Annotated in this window: 15 protein-coding genes; 13 read left to right on the top strand and 2 right to left on the bottom strand. The window is 52.3% G+C overall.

Annotated features, from left to right (window positions below; all coding sequences use genetic code 11):
- Positions 1-37: 37 nt before the first annotated feature.
- Genes ruvB through yajC form a run of 5 tightly spaced genes read left to right on the top strand, consistent with a single transcriptional unit; the run spans position 38 to position 5,829 of the window.
- Entirely contained in the window at positions 38-1,042 is a 1,005-nt protein-coding gene (gene ruvB / locus JOE45_RS23055; RefSeq protein ID WP_210022166.1) for a Holliday junction branch migration DNA helicase RuvB, read from the top strand.
- Between the two features lie 48 nt (positions 1,043-1,090).
- Positions 1,091-3,244, top strand: coding sequence for a SpoIID/LytB domain-containing protein (locus JOE45_RS23060; protein ID WP_245247130.1), 2,154 nt, complete (start codon positions 1,091-1,093; stop codon positions 3,242-3,244).
- A gap of 10 nt (positions 3,245-3,254) precedes the next feature.
- Entirely contained in the window at positions 3,255-4,304 is a 1,050-nt protein-coding gene (gene queA / locus JOE45_RS23065) for a tRNA preQ1(34) S-adenosylmethionine ribosyltransferase-isomerase QueA (RefSeq protein WP_210022165.1), read from the top strand.
- A gap of 26 nt (positions 4,305-4,330) precedes the next feature.
- On the top strand, positions 4,331-5,470 hold the full coding sequence (gene tgt / locus JOE45_RS23070; RefSeq protein WP_210023496.1) for a tRNA guanosine(34) transglycosylase Tgt: 1,140 nt from the start codon (positions 4,331-4,333) through the stop codon (positions 5,468-5,470).
- 41 nt (positions 5,471-5,511) lie between these two features.
- A complete protein-coding gene (gene yajC / locus JOE45_RS23075) occupies positions 5,512-5,829 on the top strand; it encodes a preprotein translocase subunit YajC (RefSeq protein WP_210022164.1) in 318 nt (105 codons plus the stop codon).
- 90 nt (positions 5,830-5,919) lie between these two features.
- Here the strand turns inward: yajC and JOE45_RS23080 are convergent, their stop codons facing one another.
- Positions 5,920-6,279, bottom strand: a complete 360-nt coding sequence (locus JOE45_RS23080) for a TIGR04086 family membrane protein (RefSeq protein ID WP_210022163.1) — start codon at positions 6,277-6,279, stop codon at positions 5,920-5,922.
- Positions 6,280-6,523: 244 nt separating this feature from the next.
- Here JOE45_RS23080 and JOE45_RS23085 point away from each other — a divergent pair, with 244 nt between their 5' ends.
- Complete coding sequence (locus JOE45_RS23085) at positions 6,524-7,198, top strand: DUF421 domain-containing protein (RefSeq protein ID WP_210022162.1); 675 nt, start codon at positions 6,524-6,526, stop codon at positions 7,196-7,198.
- Positions 7,199-7,213: 15 nt separating this feature from the next.
- Here JOE45_RS23085 and spoVB read toward each other — a convergent pair whose 3' ends face one another.
- Positions 7,214-8,779, bottom strand: a complete 1,566-nt coding sequence (spoVB, locus tag JOE45_RS23090; protein ID WP_210022161.1) for a stage V sporulation protein B — start codon at positions 8,777-8,779, stop codon at positions 7,214-7,216.
- A 182-nt stretch (positions 8,780-8,961) separates the two neighbouring features.
- On the opposite strand from spoVB, the gene JOE45_RS24050 reads away from it, so the two are divergent.
- The 7 genes from JOE45_RS24050 to JOE45_RS23125 all read left to right on the top strand — a co-directional run bounded on the left by JOE45_RS24050 (position 8,962) and on the right by JOE45_RS23125 (position 16,167).
- The gene (locus JOE45_RS24050; RefSeq protein ID WP_348632575.1) at positions 8,962-9,480 is read left to right on the top strand and encodes a post-transcriptional regulator; all 519 of its coding nucleotides are present in this window, start codon (positions 8,962-8,964) and stop codon (positions 9,478-9,480) included.
- A 110-nt stretch (positions 9,481-9,590) separates the two neighbouring features.
- Positions 9,591-10,823 (top strand): protein translocase subunit SecD, encoded by a 1,233-nt coding sequence (gene secD / locus JOE45_RS23100; protein ID WP_210022160.1) that lies wholly within the window; start codon positions 9,591-9,593, stop codon positions 10,821-10,823.
- Complete coding sequence (secF, locus tag JOE45_RS23105) at positions 10,813-11,724, top strand: protein translocase subunit SecF (RefSeq protein ID WP_210022159.1); 912 nt, start codon at positions 10,813-10,815, stop codon at positions 11,722-11,724. Before secD ends, secF begins: the two co-directional genes overlap by 11 nt.
- A gap of 74 nt (positions 11,725-11,798) precedes the next feature.
- Complete coding sequence (locus JOE45_RS23110; RefSeq protein WP_210022158.1) at positions 11,799-12,743, top strand: cation diffusion facilitator family transporter; 945 nt, start codon at positions 11,799-11,801, stop codon at positions 12,741-12,743.
- A gap of 17 nt (positions 12,744-12,760) precedes the next feature.
- The gene (gene recJ, locus JOE45_RS23115; RefSeq protein ID WP_210022157.1) at positions 12,761-15,205 is read left to right on the top strand and encodes a single-stranded-DNA-specific exonuclease RecJ; all 2,445 of its coding nucleotides are present in this window, start codon (positions 12,761-12,763) and stop codon (positions 15,203-15,205) included.
- Positions 15,202-15,714, top strand: a complete 513-nt coding sequence (locus tag JOE45_RS23120) for an adenine phosphoribosyltransferase (RefSeq protein WP_210022156.1) — start codon at positions 15,202-15,204, stop codon at positions 15,712-15,714. The genes recJ and JOE45_RS23120 overlap by 4 nt, the downstream gene beginning before the upstream one ends.
- Before the next feature lie 288 nt (positions 15,715-16,002).
- Positions 16,003-16,167 (top strand): hypothetical protein, encoded by a 165-nt coding sequence (locus JOE45_RS23125; RefSeq protein WP_210022155.1) that lies wholly within the window; start codon positions 16,003-16,005, stop codon positions 16,165-16,167.
- The last annotated feature ends 89 nt before the right edge of the window (positions 16,168-16,256 follow it).

Raw genomic sequence — 16,256 nt, forward strand, 5'->3', positions numbered from 1 at the left:
CCGGCAAACCTGAGTCCGGAGGAGAGGAGCTGCAAGGATGGAAGACCGCATCATTTCGGCAAACCTGATGATGGAGGACCAAGGTATGGAGTTCAGTCTCCGTCCGCGGTACTTGGCGGAATATATCGGCCAATCGCATGCAAAGGGAAATTTAAAGGTGTATATAGAGGCAGCCAAAATGCGCAAAGAAGCGCTGGACCATGTGCTGCTGTACGGCCCGCCGGGGCTTGGCAAGACGACGCTGTCCAACATCATCGCGAATGAACTCGGTGTCAATCTGCGTACGACTTCTGGACCTGCGATCGAGCGTCCCGGCGATTTGGCCGCTATTTTGACGAATTTACAGGAAGGCGACGTGCTGTTCATTGATGAGATTCACCGGCTGCACCGGACGGTGGAAGAGGTGCTGTATCCCGCGATGGAGGATTATGCTCTCGACATTATCATCGGCAAGGGTCCCAGCGCCCGTTCGGTTCGGCTCGATTTGCCTCCATTCACCTTAGTGGGTGCCACGACCCGGGTCGGGCTGTTGTCCGCCCCTTTGAGGGACCGCTTCGGCGTCGTTAGCCGTTTGGAGTACTATACGGTGGATGAACTGTCATACATCGTAAGCAGGACCGCGGACATTTTACAGGTGGAGATCATCGGTGAAGCGTCGCATGAGATTGGTATGCGTTCCCGTGGAACGCCTCGGATTGCCAATCGGCTGCTGAAGCGTGTTCGCGATTTCGCACAAGTGAAAGGTGACGGCATTATCACGCTTGAGATCACGCAGGCGGCGCTTGCGAGCATTCAGGTGGATGCGCTCGGATTGGACGAAATTGACCATAAAATGCTGCGCGCCATCATTCTCAGCTTTCAGGGCGGACCGGTTGGATTGGATACGATCGCCGCTTCTATCGGAGAAGAGAGTCAAACGATCGAGGATGTGTACGAGCCGTATTTGCTGCAAATCGGCTTTCTTCAGCGCACGCCGCGCGGCCGTATGGTGACGGCGAGCGCATGCAAACATCTGGGGCTGCCCATGCCAAGCCGTTCCTGAGCCATTGGCAGGGGAGCGAGTAACCGTACGCTTTGAAAGGGGAACGTTATGATGAAAGGGTTGAAACGGTCGATCATGTCGACTGGAGTTTCATCTGAGGCGATCAAGCAGACTGCACGACCGGTTTACGGTATCTTGTTGAAAATGACGACAGCGGCGGCGCTGCTGTTGTCCGGAACCATAGGGGCGACTGGATCGGCTTTAGCTTCGGAAGCTGCCATGCAGGCAGCGCAAACGACAGTGCCTAAGCTGGATGCAATCCGTGTCGCGCTGTTCATCGATACGGGCAAATATGCTAGCCCGGCGTCCGCGGTGACGCTGTCCGCGGATGCCGGGCTGACGCTCAGCCTACGGGGAGCCGCGGGCGGCGTGCCCGTCCACCAGGCTGTGGCGAAGGAGCCGGTCCGCGTGTACGCGGACGGCTACTACGCGCAGCTGCCTGAGACGGCCAACGCCGCTGAGGCCCGAACGCAGGCGCGGCAGTTAGCGGCCGGCGGCTCGTCCGCGGGTGTTGTACAGCGCGCGGCGCAGGGCGCGCCGGCTTATCGGGTTTACCTTGGTCCGTACGCGACCAAGGATGAGGCTTCTGCTGCGGCGGCGGCCCGGCCGGGGGCGGCGGTTTCCGGGCCGCTGCGTTGGAACGCGGGCACTTATGCCGCAGCCGCACAGGCTCAGGAGCAGGTCGCGGCGATCGCGCAGGCCGGTTTCGACGCAAGCGTGGCGCAGCTGAGCGGAGGCGGCTTCGCCGCGCTCGTCGGCGGTGCCGCCGACAGCGCAGGGCTAGAAGCGCTGAAGGCACAGATTGCAGCGGCTCTGCCCTCGGTGGCACTGACGCCAATGGATGTCACGCAGAGTTACGTGCTTCTGCGTACCGAACTGTCCGTTGACGCCGACAGCGCAGCGGTGCCGCTGACCGCGCTGGTCTTTAGCGCAAGCTCTAAGCTGTGGGCGGCGGCGAACGATCAGGGCGCAGTTACCGTCAATGAGCGCTTTGGGCGCATGTACCGCGGTGGCATTGAACTATCTCTCCATAACAACAAGCTTGCCGTTATCAATGAGCTGCCCTTTCAGCATTATTTGTACGCGGTTCTCGGCTCCGAGCTTAGCTCGGCTTGGCCTATGGAAGCATTGAAGGCGCAGGCGGTCGCCGCCCGCACCTATGCGCTCAAGCAGGGCGTCAAATATCAGATTGCCCATATTTCGGATACAACATTCGATCAATCCTACAAAGGCAGGACCGCAGAATTTCCGGCCGCGATCCAAGCGGTCGATGCAACAGCCGGAGAGGTGCTTACCTTCAATAAAGCTTTGATCGATCCGCTTTATTACTCCAATGCGGGTGGGCAAACGGCGGACTCGACTGAGGTGTGGGGCAACGAGGTCGCTTATTTGAAGAGCGTTTCTTCTCAGGATAAAGGAGCGGAAGCGGGCAAAAAGAAATGGTACCGCATCGTGCTTCCGGACGGCAGCATGGGCTATATCCATTCCGATTATGCGCGAGATACGGGACTCAAAAATCCGGCAGGCCTGTCCTACTACGAATCCGTGCAGGACGGAGTGAATGTTCGTCCTGCTCCTTACGTGGATAATACAGGAAATGCGGCGGTGTTTAAGGTCGATATCCGCGATCGTTTTGTTGTGATCGGAGAGGAAGTGGAATCGAACGCCTACGCTTGGATTCGTGGACCTTTCAACGCATCGGAGCTAAGTAAGAGGCTAGGCTCCGCCAGGGCGGCAGGCGGGGAGCTTCAGCATTTGGAAGTGACGAAGCGCGGCATTTCGGGACGGGTTCTCGAGGTTGCGGCGAACGGTCAGACGATTAAAGCCACTTATCCCGATGCGCTCCGAACGCTTCTGGGAGGTTTGCCCAGCACGAAGTTTGAAATTGAAGAAACAGGACGGTATACTATATTGGGAGCGGGGGGGACGGTTCGAAGCCAAACCTCCGCCGCACAGCCGATTTTTACTGCAGGCGGCAGCCAAACGGTGCTTGAGCACCGGGATCAGGAACTCTTCGTGTTGAACGCGGACGGGAAGGTTCGGGTCGCCACACGGAGCCCGCAGTTCGTATTTAAAGGTAGCGGCTTCGGCCATGGCCTGGGCATGTCCCAGTGGGGCGCCAAAGGGTTTGCCGAGCTTGGCTACGATTATCACAAAATATTGCAGACTTACTATATAGGGGTCTCAATTTCTAAGGGATGAAGAGATAACAATGCAGGTAGAATTGTTCGATTACAATCTTCCAGAGTCGCTTATTGCGCAGACGCCGCTTGCCGATCGAACGGCATCGCGGCTTCTGACGCTCGATAAGCGCACAGGACAGACCGGTCACCATGGGTTTGCACAACTGGAGCAATATCTTCAAGCCGGGGATGTGCTTGTGCTCAACGACACAAGAGTCATTCCAGCCCGGCTTTTTGGCGTGAAGGCGGATACGGGTGCCAAAGCGGAGGTGCTGCTGCTGAAGCCGTTGGAAGGGGATCGCTGGGAAGCGCTTGTCCGTCCTGCCAAACGACTAAAAGCCGGAGCGCGTCTTCACTTCGGCAGCGAATCCGGAGAGATGGGCGATGCACCGCTGCTGACGGCCACAGTGGAATCCGAAGGCGATATGGGCAGCCGAGTGCTTCATTTTAGTTACAGCGGTATCTTTCATGAGATATTGGAGCGGCTCGGCCAAATGCCCCTGCCTCCATACATTAAAGAGCAGCTTCCCGAGAAGGAGCGGTATCAGACGGTATACGCCAAGCACAGGGGATCTGCAGCAGCACCGACGGCGGGGCTTCATTTTACGGAGGACTATTTGCATAGGCTGGAACAAAAAGGTATACAATTAGCCTATGTCACGCTGCATGTCGGGCTTGGGACATTTCGCCCAGTTTCAGCGGAAACCGTAGAAGAACATGAAATGCACGAGGAGTATTACGAGGTTTCCGAGCGGACGGCTGAAATTGTGAATGCAGCGAAACGGCAGGGTGGACGAATCGTCGCGGTAGGTACGACTTCAGCCAGAACTCTGGAGTCAGCCGCGCGAGAAGACGGTACGTTAGTGCAGGGAAGCGGATGGACGGGTATTTTTATATACCCAGGGTACTCGTATCGTCTCGTTGATGCACTGCTTACCAATTTTCATTTGCCCAAGTCCACTTTGATGATGCTGATCAGTGCACTTGCAGGAAGAGAGCATGTTCTGGCCGCTTATAAAGAAGCCGTGGAGCGGGAATACCGCTTTTTCAGCTTCGGCGACGCCATGTTTATATACTAGATCACGGCAATGCCCGGAAAGAAGTGATATTAATGGCCATCACCTATGAACACATCAAAACGTGCAAGCAATCGGGGGCTAGACTCGGCCGGGTTCATACTCCGCATGGTATCGTGGAGACACCCGCGTTCATGCCGGTAGGCACCCAGGCTACTGTCAAAACGATGAGCCCGGAAGAGCTGAAGCAGATGGACGCACATATTGTTCTCAGCAATACGTACCACTTGTTCCTACGTCCAGGACACGAGATCGTCAAAGCGGCGGGAGGGCTTCACCGGTTCATGAACTGGGACAGACCAATCCTCACGGACAGCGGCGGATTTCAAGTATTCAGCCTCAGTGAAATGCGTAAAATCAGTGAAGAAGGCGTACAGTTCCGCTCACATCTGAACGGGGACAAGCTATTTATTTCTCCTGAAAAATCGATTGAAATCCAGAATGCGCTTGGCGCCGACATCATTATGGCTTTCGATGAATGCCCGCCGTATCCGGCAGAGCACAGCTATGCCAAAAATTCTCTGGAACGGACGACAAGGTGGGCGGAACGATGTCTGAAGGCACACAGCCGGCCCGGGGAGCAAGGACTATTCGCTATCGTTCAGGGCGGCATGTACGAAGATTTGCGCAAACAAAGCGCTATTGAGTTGACTTCCATGGATTTCCCGGGGTATGCTATTGGGGGGCTTAGTGTCGGTGAACCTAAGCATCTTATGTTTGAGGTGCTTGATTATACCGTTCCGTTACTGCCAGCTAACAAACCTCGTTATTTGATGGGGGTCGGTTCCCCGGATGCGCTGGTAGAAGGTTCCATTCGCGGCATCGATATGTTCGACTGTGTCCTGCCGACGCGTATTGCCCGCAACGGCACAGTTATGACCAGCTCAGGAAGACTTGTCATCCGTAATGCAAAATTCACGGAGGATTTCGGCCCGCTTGATCCAGAATGCTCCTGCTACACCTGTCGTAACTATTCGCGCGCCTATATTCGTCACTTGATAAAGGCCGATGAAACGTTCGGTATCCGGCTTACCACGTATCACAACCTGCACTTCTTGCTGGAGCTGATGCGCGGAGTACGTCAGGCGATTCGCGAGGACCGGCTGCTCGATTTTCGCAACGAGTTTTTTGCCCAATACGGTATCGACGAGAACAGCAAAGGGTTTTAACCAATATTACATAGATGTATTTCAAGAAAGGGGGAAAGCAAATGTGGTTAGCGGCAAGTGATGCAGCGGCCCCAGGTATCGAAGGGTACTTGGTTACTTATGGTCCGCTTGTTTTGATGTTTGTCGTCCTGTACTTTTTACTTATCCGTCCTCAGCAAAAACGTCAGAAGACTCGCAACATGATGCTGGGCAATTTGAAAAAAGGGGACAAGGTGTTAACCATCGGCGGTTTGCACGGTACGATCCTCGAGCTGACCGACGAAACGGTCATCCTGCGCGTCAATGACGTGACCAAGCTGACGTTCGAACGTTCTGCGGTAAACACCGTACAAAGCTCGTCGTCAACGGATGAAAAGTAGTATCATAGCGGCCGCATGTGCGGCCGTAAATAAAAGCCCGTTCTATCGCATTCATGCGACAGACGGGCTTTTATTTGTTTTACCCCATGACTATTTCTTCAAATTAACCCCGATGATGCCGCCTATGGCGCCTGCCGTTAAAGCCAAACCTGCCAATATCAACATGTCTTTCGTAAGCCCTGAGTCATAAGCCAAAAAACCGATGATCCAAACGACAGCGGTATAGATGGAGCCGAGCAGTATCCCTTGATACCAACCCTTGCTGCCGCTTCGTTTGCCGGATACAATACCGCCGACAAGCATAGCTAATCCGTGAATGAACAGTGTGGTTCCCGCCCAAGAGTCTTCCGGAATGTCGGTTGCGAGCAAGATGAGCGAGGCGATCAGCGTGCCGATAAGCATAAATCCGCCAGCGTACGTTAAACCGGAAAACAAGGGTGAATTTTTCATGAATACCTCATTCCTCCTAATCCGATCCATGATCCCCTGAGGAAATTGATCAGGGCTGCAAGGGCTCGCTCATTACCCCTAAACTCTGGCGTCTCCGGAGCGAGCTTGCTCCTTATTTTTCATTGTATGGGCATGTACCAAGAAATAGTACAGGTTCCTGAGACGTTTACCAACAATTCACCCGCATGACAAGAGACGCCCAAGGTCAAAATATTCCTTGAAGAGTTCCCGGGAGGAAAAGCCAATGGAAATATGGACCCTTTTATTTCGAACCGTTATGGTCTATCTGATCGTGTTCTTGACGCTGCGCATTATGGGGAAAAGGGAAATCGGCAAGCTGTCTGTTTTCGACCTCGTCATATCCATTATGATCGCGGAGATTGCCGTGTTCGTACTCGAGGATTTGAACAAGCCGATGGTGGAAGGCATTCTGCCCATGGTGACGCTCGTAGCGGTCCAATTGCTCATTGCGTACATTTCGCTGAAAAATGAGAGGCTGCGGCGGTTGTTTGAAGGCAAACCGTCAGCGATTATAGACGGAGGCAAGCTGAATCGGGAAGAGATGCGCAAGCAGCGCTACAATCTCGACGATCTCCTCCTGCAGCTTCGAGAAAATAAGGTTTTGAATGTGGCCGACGTAGAATTTGCTGTTTTGGAGCCTTCGGGCAAGCTGACGATTTTGGAGAAGAAGCATAAAACAGAACGTCATTTAGAAGGACAGGCGTCGTTTCGTTATGAAGGCCTGCCGCTGCCGCTGATCATGGACGGGAAAGTGCAGGACGAAAGTTTGGAGAAGTTGGGAAAAACAAGGTTTTGGCTAAAAAACGAACTGCAGTCTCAAGGAGTTAAAGATTTTAAGGAAGTGTTTTTTTGCTCCATTGATCATCGCGGTAAATGGTTTATCGATAAAAAAAGATAAGCGGCAGCCAGAAACTCATTTAACGATCCTTTTGCCGAGCCAGATCACTCGGAACAAGTCGTTACGATCGATCAGCTTCAACAGGATGGCCAAAATCAAGTATAATACCATTCCGACCACGCATGCGGCGGCAAAGCGGGCAAAGCCGCCTGCGATCCAATCGGCACGCATGACAGCATGGCTCGCGAAGCCTGTGCCTGTCATACAAAGGCCTACCTTTATGAAATCGGAGAGCTCCATCCGGAAGTTCAGCAGACGGACGATACTGTGCCAATGCAGAATGGTGACCAGCATAATATTGACCGTGATGGCGATGACAGCGCCCAAGATGCCGTATTCCGGTCGGCTTGCCAGCAAGTAGATCAGCGACAGCTTGACCGTGGACCCGATGAGCGTATTTATCAGTGCGCTGCCGGGTCTTTCGAGCGCCTGCAGGGCGGCCTGGAGAGGCGCTTGGAAGTAAATAAACAGAGCAGCCGGAGCCATCATCCGAAGCATAGACCCGACTCCCGGCTGACCGTACATATATAAACATATCGGTTCGGCAAGAACATACATCAGCACCGCAAAAGGGGCACCGGTAACCATAGCGAGCTTCAGCGATTGGTGAAGCCGCATGTGGATGGTCAGCATATCATTCCTAGCGGCGGCTTCAGATAACGACGGTACTAACGATACGGCTAGAGAGAAAGTAAGAGCGCTTGGCAGCATGAGCACGGGAATAACCATTCCTTGCAGTGCTCCGTATTGAGCAGTAGCAAGCCCAGTGGCGATACCAGCGACGGCAAGGCTTTGGACAATTAGAACGGATTCGAGAAAATACGATCCCGAGCCTGCCAGCTTGCTTCCGGTCACGGGGACTGCCAGCTTTAATATCTGCTTTAAATTACCAATTCGGGAAAGTCTACGGTTGGAGCCGATGTTCACACGGGGGGTACGCTGATGCCGTTTGCGGTTCTGACGGTAATAGTACATCAGTACAAGCAGAGCACAGACTTCTCCTGCCACAACTCCCACCATGGCACCGGCAGCGGCATATTCGATACCGTGTGGGAGCATCCAATAAGCGAAGGCCAGTACGGTGATGATCCGAACAACGGTTTCCATGACTTGGGAGAGAGCCGTCGGAATCATATTTTGGCGACCTTGGAAATAACCGCGAAAGACAGATGACACCGCAACAAGGAGAATGATCGGCGTCATGCACAGGAACGTGTAGTATACTCGTGGGTCAGTAAAAAGGTGATCAGTAATCCAGCGCGCGCCATAGAATGTGCCGGCCGTGAGCAGGATGCCAAGCAGCAGAGCCACGGCAAGGGCTAGTCGAAATATGCTTTTGGCGCGCGCTTCATTACCTTCGGCTTCAGCGGCCGCGACCAGCTTGGCCACCGCAATCGGGATCCCCCCTGTAACGATGGTGAGAATGACCACGAGAAACGGCCAGCCCATTTGGTAGAGACCGATGCCTTCGGGACCGATAACCCTCGGGAGCGTAATCCGCGGAATAAATCCTAGGATGCGGTTGACGATTCCCGCGGCAAGAAGTATAAGTGTACCTTTGATAAACGATTGTTTTGTCAAGGGAATGACCTTCTTTCTTTCCCATGGGCTTGGACCCTGGCGTTATTAAATGGATATGCATAACCTGTCCTCAAGCATGCAATAATTTTTGTATGAACGTTCAAAACGGACGGCAGCAGGAAAACGAACGAAGGCAGCGAATAGGTAATAAGACGAGGCTTCGTTTTCGGGAGGGATGCTGGATGGAGAAGGACGAATGGAAGCCGGGTCTAAGCGGCATGGATACGGGGCAGGAAGAACGGGAGTCGGAGGGAACCGCGAATACGGACTCTGAAGGGAAGGCTGAGAGCACATTGCCTTATATGGAGCTGTATTATTTGGATGAGGCGGCCGTGACGGCTGACGGCGAGCAAGAAATATTGGAGCACGAAGCAGAGGAGCCGTCCGCCCAACCAGCGGAAGAAGAATCGGCGGTGCCGTCAGCGGATAACTTCGATGCCGAAGAAGAAGGAACCATGGATGAAGAGGAATTGAACGGAATCATTGAGAATCTATGCCACAGTAAAGCAGAGGAATTCCGCATGATTGGTTATGAGCATGTGACAGGCCAGGAAATCTGGGAATGTGTAAGCGATAAATACAAAAAGATCGGTATCCCCCCGCTGCACCGGATCGTAAACGACATACTGTCACTCAAAGTGACGCAATTTATGAATTGGATGACGATGAGCATTTATAAGGACAACGCCCATTTCCGATGAATGGGCTTATTTTTTTTGGCTGTCCTGCCACGCAATCCCAACAGCTATCAAATTGACTCGATTTTGGCAGGTAGGTATAATAGGAATATTGAGTTTGGAAGGAGATAGTTATGGACATCAAAAGAATCGTGGCATTTTTCGCGAGCATAGCGATCGTTTTCGCAGTCGTCCTCTGGACGAGTCCTCACCTTGTAAGCAATATAAAGCTGGGTCTTGACTTAAAAGGCGGATTTGAAATTCTGTATATTGCAGAACCAATTGAACCGGGACAGCAGGTGACCAAGGAGTCGCTGCTGGAAACTGCCCGGAGCATCGAAGATCGGGCTAACGCTCAGAAAGTAAGCGAGCCTGAAGTAACGACAGAAGGCAGAGACCGGATCCGGGTTCGATTGGCCGGTATCGAGAATGAAACAGAGGTTCGGGAAATATTAAAGAAACCTGCCGAGCTGTCGTTCCGTGGTCCGGACGGTACCAAGGAAATGGTCGGAAGCGACTTTGAGGTGGGTGCTGCCCAACTCGGCTTCGACGAAACGAACAGACCACTCGTTAATATTAAAGTGAAGGATCCCGAAAAGTTTCGCCAGGTAACGCAGAAGCTGGTCGGGCAGCCGCTTGCGATTTATTTGGACGAGGTAGAACTGTCCGCTCCGATCGTACAACAGGTATTGACGGGCGGTACGGCTACAATCAGTGGAAACTATACGTATGACGAAGCGAAGAAAATTGCCGATACGATCAATCTTGGTGCGCTTCCTTTGAAGCTAACAGAGAAGTATACGCAATCTGTAGGCGCATCGCTTGGCCAGCTTTCGCTGGAGCAAACCGTTAAGGCGAGTATCATCGCGTCCATACTGATTGTCTTATTCATGATAGTGTATTACCGTGTGCCAGGGATTGTTGCATCAATCACGATTGTGACTTTCATATGGTTAATGCTGGTTGTAACTTACTTGATGAATGCTACGCTGACGCTGCCGGGGATCGCGGCCTTTGTTCTGGGGGTAGGGATGGCGGTGGACGCTAACATCATTACTTATGAGCGGATTAGAGAAGAATTGCGCAGCGGCAAGAGCGTCTTGTCTTCGCTGAAATCGGGCTCCCGTCACTCGTTCCGTACGATTCTTGATGCAAATGTCACGACGATCCTAGCCGGAGCCGTGCTTTATTTCCTCGGGACGGGTGCTATCCAAGGTTTTGCTTTGACGCTGATTTTTACGATTCTGGTAAGCATATTGACGAACGTCTTCTTCTCCAGATGGCTGCTTACGCTGCTTGTTCGCAGCAACATTGTAAAAAAACCGGCTTATTTTGGGGTAAAGGAGTCCGAAATCAATGCTCTATAACGCCAATTATGATTTAATGAAGCACCGTAGGAAATTTTTTGGATTTTCCATAGCTATCACGGTCATCGGCATTATTACCATGCTGATATTCGGCTTGAACCTCGGGGTCGATTTCAAAGCAGGCACAACGCTTGATATTTCAACGGGAGGCAAAGCCATTCAGCAATCACAAGCTGCCGAACTTGTCAAAAGCGCCGGTTTGGATACCGCAACGCCTCCGATTATCGGGGGGGCAGCAGAGGATCGGGTTACACTTCGCTTCGACAAGGTGCTCACTTCCCAGGAAGTCGGGCAGATCGAAGCTAGCTTCAAAACGGCGTTCGGAGACAATATTTCCAAAGAAGAAAACACGGTAGATACGGATTTGGCCAAAGAACTGGCCATGAAAGCCGTCTTAGCGGTATTGCTTGCAAGCCTTGGTATTGTCATATACGTAAGTATTCGTTTTGAATGGCGTTTTGCTATTGGAGCGATCGCCGCTCTGCTTCATGATGCTTTTATGGTCATAGCTATATTCTCTATCTTCCGGCTGGAGGTCAATTTACCGTTTGTTGCGGCGGTACTGACCATCATCGGTTACTCGATCAACGATACCATCGTTATTTTTGATAGAATTCGTGAAAACATGCGTTTTGCCAAGGTGAAGACATTTGAGGATTTGTCTCAGATTGTTAACCGTAGTATCTGGCAAACGATGACTCGCTCCATCAACACGGTACTGACCGTATTGATTGCAGCGGTGCTGCTCTTTGTTATGGGAAGTGAAGCGATTAAACTCTTTTCACTTGCTATGATTATCGGGTTGGTTAGCGGCATGTATTCATCCGTTATTATTGCAAGCCCGATCTGGCTCGTACTGAAACACAAGTCATTGAATTCTAAAAAGAAAGCCGCAGCTTAAGCGGCTTGGCAAGCGCGGCCGCGCGAAACGGCATGTTTCGGCGGCCTTTCTATCAATTCATGGAGGAGTGGCCCATGACGGAGGAACGAATCAAGCAAGCGGCCGCCCACGTGTGGATCGGAATAGCAGGCAACCTCGCTTTGGCGGTTTTGAAAGGCGTAGCCGGGTATTTGTCACAAAGTAAAGCGTTGATTGCGGACGCGATTCATTCCGCATCGGAAGTGATCAGTTCCATCGCGGGCTTACGATCAGCCGCCAAACGGCCTCCGGGTGAAGAGCATTCTTATGAGCAGGGTAAAGCGCATTCTCTAGCATCCATCATTGCTTTCGTGCTGCTGCTCTTTGTGGGTGTGGAGGTAGGTATTTCATCTGTAAAATCGATATACAACGGTGTCGATAAGGCGCCGGAGACGTATGCACTCATCGTTATCGTTCTTTCTATCGCGGTTAAGGAAGCGCTGTTTCAGTATAAGCACAGGGCGGACAATAAGCTTTCCGACCCATCCCCAAACTCCGGCGCAAGGAAGCACCGAACTGACCTGTATTCCTCGATTGCAGCGTTTGTCGGTGTTGGAGGTGCGCTGCTTGGCTATTACCTGGGAAATACTACCCTGTATTATCTTGATCCGATCGCCGGGTTGGTAATTGTGGGGTTTGTGCTTCGAGCGGGATATGAAGTGCTGCTGGCATCGCTTCATGGCTCACCGAATCACGTTCTTCATCAAGAGGATGCTGCCGAGCTGCTCGATACGGTACAGCGCGTTAAGGGCGTCATCTCCGTGGATGACTTAAAGGCAAGGGAGCACGGACATTACGTCATCGTAGACATCAAAATCAGCGTGAATCCCCGAATCACCATTCAAGAGGGACATGATATCGCTAAAATCGTCAAGTTTACGTTGATGAAGCGGTTTATTCACATATCTGACGTCACCGTTCACGTGAGCCCATACGATCCAGGGTACCCATACAAAAACCATGATTTGCAGGCCGACGATTTGCCTACATTGCTTCACTAATTGACAGGAGGGAAGGCATGCTACAGACAAAAGCCAGATGGAGTATCGGCAGCGCAGATCTTGAGGCTGCAGATGCGCTCTCAGAAGCGTTGAACGTTTCGCCGCTGTTAGCCCGCCTGTTGGCGGTCCGCGGACTGACAGACATCGGGCATGCCAACCAATTTTTACACGGAGGAACGGATCAGACGCATGATCCGTTCCTTTTAAATGGTATGGCTAAAGCCGTGGAACGTATTCGCCAGGCAATCGATTCAGGCGAGAAGATCCGTGTGTACGGTGATTACGATGCAGACGGCGTAAGCAGTACGACACTAATGGTTCACTTGCTGCGTCAATTGGACTGCAGCTTTGACTATTACATACCCCATCGAGTCCATGAAGGGTATGGTTTGAACTGTGCTGCATTGGACGCGGCCAAGGAGCAGGGAGTACGGTTGATTGTGACTGTGGATACCGGGATTAGCGCTGTGGAGCAAATCGCATATGCCAGTTCAATTGGAATTGATGTAGTTGTGACCGACCATCATGAACCGCCCGAGGTGCTTCCGCAGGCGTATGCATTAATTAATCCCAAGAAGCCTGGATGTCATTATCCATATAAGCATCTTGCCGGGGTAGGAGTGGCTCTGAAACTGGCTCAAGCGCTCCTGGGGCGATGGCCGGAAGAACTGCTGGAGTTTGCGGCCATCGGTACGGTGGCCGATTTGATGCCGCTGACAGACGAGAACCGCATCATCGTCAAGCAGGGACTGGAGCGAATGCGGCAGACGTCGAATTACGGTATTAAAGCGCTTCTCGACGTGGCTGGAACGTCACTGAAGGACGTGAATTCCACGCATATCGGATTTGTCCTTGCGCCGCGAATCAATGCAAGCGGCCGTCTGCTTAGCGCAGATACGTCCGTAAAGCTCCTCACGACGACAAGTGAGCAGGAAGCAGAAGCACTAGCGTATGAGTTGGACCAGTTAAACAAAGAACGTCAGCGCATTGTGGATGAGATAGCAAAACAGGCTATTGCCATGGTGGAGGAGCAGCGGGATGAGGACGGGGAGCTGCCCAAGGCCATTGTACTGGCTTATGAAGATTGGAATGTGGGCGTGATTGGAATCGTCGCTTCAAAAATCGTAGACCGATTTTATCTTCCGACGATTATTCTTGGGATTGACAAAGAGACCGGTATGGCCAAAGGCTCGGCTCGTTCCATCGCCGGGTTCGATATGTACCGGGCGCTTACCCATTGCCAAGATCTGATGGATCATTACGGAGGTCATCAGATGGCTGCAGGGATGACGCTGTCGCGTGAGAACTTGCCTGAGCTTGCGCGGCGAATGTCAACTTTGGCGGCAGAGTGGCTCACGCCAGATGATTTTATTCCCGTACTGCAAGCGGACATGATGTGTGATTTTAGCGAAGTGAATCTTGATAGCATCCGCCAGTTGGAACTGCTTGGTCCTTTCGGTATGGGTAATCCGTCGCCCCGGTTCGTATTCAAGGAACTTGCGCTCAAAGACATGCGCATGATCGGGAAGGAACAACAGCATTTGAAGCTGTCGCTGCAATGCGCAAGGAGCGAGACGGCGGCTGCTTTGGATGCTGTCGGTTTCGGCAAAGGGCTGCTGGCGGAATGGATTTCGCCTTCCGCATCAATCGACGTCCTTGGCGAGCTTTCTGTCAACGAATGGAACGGGGTACGCCGCCCCCAGATTATGATTCAAGATTTAGGCGTCCCTCGCGTCCAACTGTTCGATTGGCGGGGTACGCCGAAGCCGGCTCAAAAGGTGATGGAGTTATGTGGGCGGCTTGAACGTCACCCTCTAGGACAAGGCTGTCTGCCGCCGGCGGTGGTGGTGTTCGGGACTGAGCCTCCCCCCGGGTTGAAGCAATCCGGTGCCGGCTTTGCCCTCTGGTGCGCAGATATACACGGCCAGTTCCATCCCGGCAACGAAATGGCCCGTAAGCACGCATTATCCGAAGCTTCTGATGTGCTGCTCTATTCGCTGCCGGAACGAATGGAGCAGCTTGATGCGCTTACTGCGGAGGCCATCTCGGTACAAAGATATTACGCCGCTTTTGGGGGGACGGAAGAGGATAAGCAATCCGGCGTCCTTCCCACCCGAGACATGTTCAAATCGGTATACGGCGCCGTCATGGCCGTGCAGCAAAATCCCGGCAACACGGGCTCAGTCCAATGGATTGCGAAGCGTACGGGTGTGCCTCTGCCACTGACCCGGTTTATATTAGATGTATTTACAGAGCTCGATTTGATGGAGCCTCGAGGTGACGGCTATGGGCTTATCTCATCATCACAGAAGAAGGATTTGACCGTCTCTTTGCTTTACCAAAGCCGCATGAAGCGGCCGGATGTGGAGCAAGAGCTGCTATATTCGTCGGCGAAGGAAATGCTGTCAATGCTCTTTGCCCGGCACAAGCAAACCCAAACCATGTTGGAGGGAATCGTATGAATTTCAAAGAACATATTCGAGTAATTGAGAATTTTCCCCAGCCGGGAATCAGCTTTAAAGATATTACGACTTTGCTGAAGGACGGAAAAGTATATAGAGAAGTGATTGCCGAAATGGCCAGACGCCTGGAAGGCACGCAGATCGATTGTATTGCCGGTCCGGAAGCACGGGGGTTTGTGATCGGAGCTCCACTGGCAGTGGCACTCGGCGTTGGCTTTATCCCGATTCGCAAAAGCGGAAAACTGCCGGGTGAAACGATCGAAGCGGATTATGCTCTCGAATACGGCAAAGACAAATTGGCCATGCATAATGATGCCATTGCGCCAGGACAAAGAGTGCTGATCGCAGACGATCTTCTGGCTACCGGCGGCACGATTGCCACTTCCATTAACCTGGTGAAGCAGCTTGGCGGCGAAGTCATTGGCGCAGCCTTCCTGATTGAACTGCTGGAGTTGAACGGAAGAGAGAAGCTGGAAGGCCTTGAAGTATTTTCACTGGTCCAATACTAGGCTAAAATGGAGAGGCTGCGGAGCTCCTTTAAACGTAAGCAGCCGATTCCACGGTCTTAGACATATAGCAAAGGGCTCTCTCTTAAGTCTCTATGACTTAAGGAGAGCCCTTTGCTTATGTGGTTTATGAGCGACGCACATTATTTTTTCTTTCGGTCCGTAACGTATCCAACGGGCTGAGCTTAGGGTGTTCTCGGGATATCAGCACATCATAGGCACTCTGTCAGAGAGGACGCGGTTGACGTCATTTATCAAACGGTGAGAAGTTATATAAAAGATATAACTAGAATGGCCGACAGTGAACCGTGTGATGACTGTGAGCTAATGGCCGACAGTGAACCGTGTGATGACTGTGAGCTGCTTTTTTGCGTTCTTAAAGCGAAGAAATCCGGTTATGAACTGGTGGATGGTCCGCTTCTTGAAACGGCTTACAATCCGTCTCCGGACACCTAGCCGCCTTCTCCTGTTGCGTAAAATGTCGGTTTATCCCGCATTTTCTTGACGGAGAGCCTATTCCAAGGGCATAATGGATTAAAATCAAT

The sequence above is a fragment of the Paenibacillus sp. PvR098 genome, from assembly GCF_017833255.1.
Classification (GTDB): Bacteria; Bacillota; Bacilli; order Paenibacillales; family NBRC-103111; genus Paenibacillus_G.

Bases quoted from the DNA above. Each gene is read 5' to 3' on its own strand.
- ruvB (WP_210022166.1), top strand. From the start codon at position 38: ATGGAAGACCGCATCATTTCGGCAAACCTGATGATGGAGGACCAAGGT.
- JOE45_RS23060 (WP_245247130.1), top strand. From the start codon at position 1,091: ATGATGAAAGGGTTGAAACGGTCGATCATGTCGACTGGAGTTTCATCT.
- queA (WP_210022165.1), top strand. From the start codon at position 3,255: ATGCAGGTAGAATTGTTCGATTACAATCTTCCAGAGTCGCTTATTGCG.
- yajC (WP_210022164.1), top strand. From the start codon at position 5,512: ATGTGGTTAGCGGCAAGTGATGCAGCGGCCCCAGGTATCGAAGGGTAC.
- JOE45_RS23080 (WP_210022163.1), bottom strand. From the start codon at position 6,279: ATGAAAAATTCACCCTTGTTTTCCGGTTTAACGTACGCTGGCGGATTT.
- JOE45_RS23085 (WP_210022162.1), top strand. From the start codon at position 6,524: ATGGAAATATGGACCCTTTTATTTCGAACCGTTATGGTCTATCTGATC.
- JOE45_RS24050 (WP_348632575.1), top strand. From the start codon at position 8,962: ATGGAGAAGGACGAATGGAAGCCGGGTCTAAGCGGCATGGATACGGGG.
- secD (WP_210022160.1), top strand. From the start codon at position 9,591: ATGGACATCAAAAGAATCGTGGCATTTTTCGCGAGCATAGCGATCGTT.
- secF (WP_210022159.1), top strand. From the start codon at position 10,813: ATGCTCTATAACGCCAATTATGATTTAATGAAGCACCGTAGGAAATTT.
- JOE45_RS23110 (WP_210022158.1), top strand. From the start codon at position 11,799: ATGACGGAGGAACGAATCAAGCAAGCGGCCGCCCACGTGTGGATCGGA.
- recJ (WP_210022157.1), top strand. From the start codon at position 12,761: ATGCTACAGACAAAAGCCAGATGGAGTATCGGCAGCGCAGATCTTGAG.
- JOE45_RS23120 (WP_210022156.1), top strand. From the start codon at position 15,202: ATGAATTTCAAAGAACATATTCGAGTAATTGAGAATTTTCCCCAGCCG.
- JOE45_RS23125 (WP_210022155.1), top strand. From the start codon at position 16,003: ATGGCCGACAGTGAACCGTGTGATGACTGTGAGCTAATGGCCGACAGT.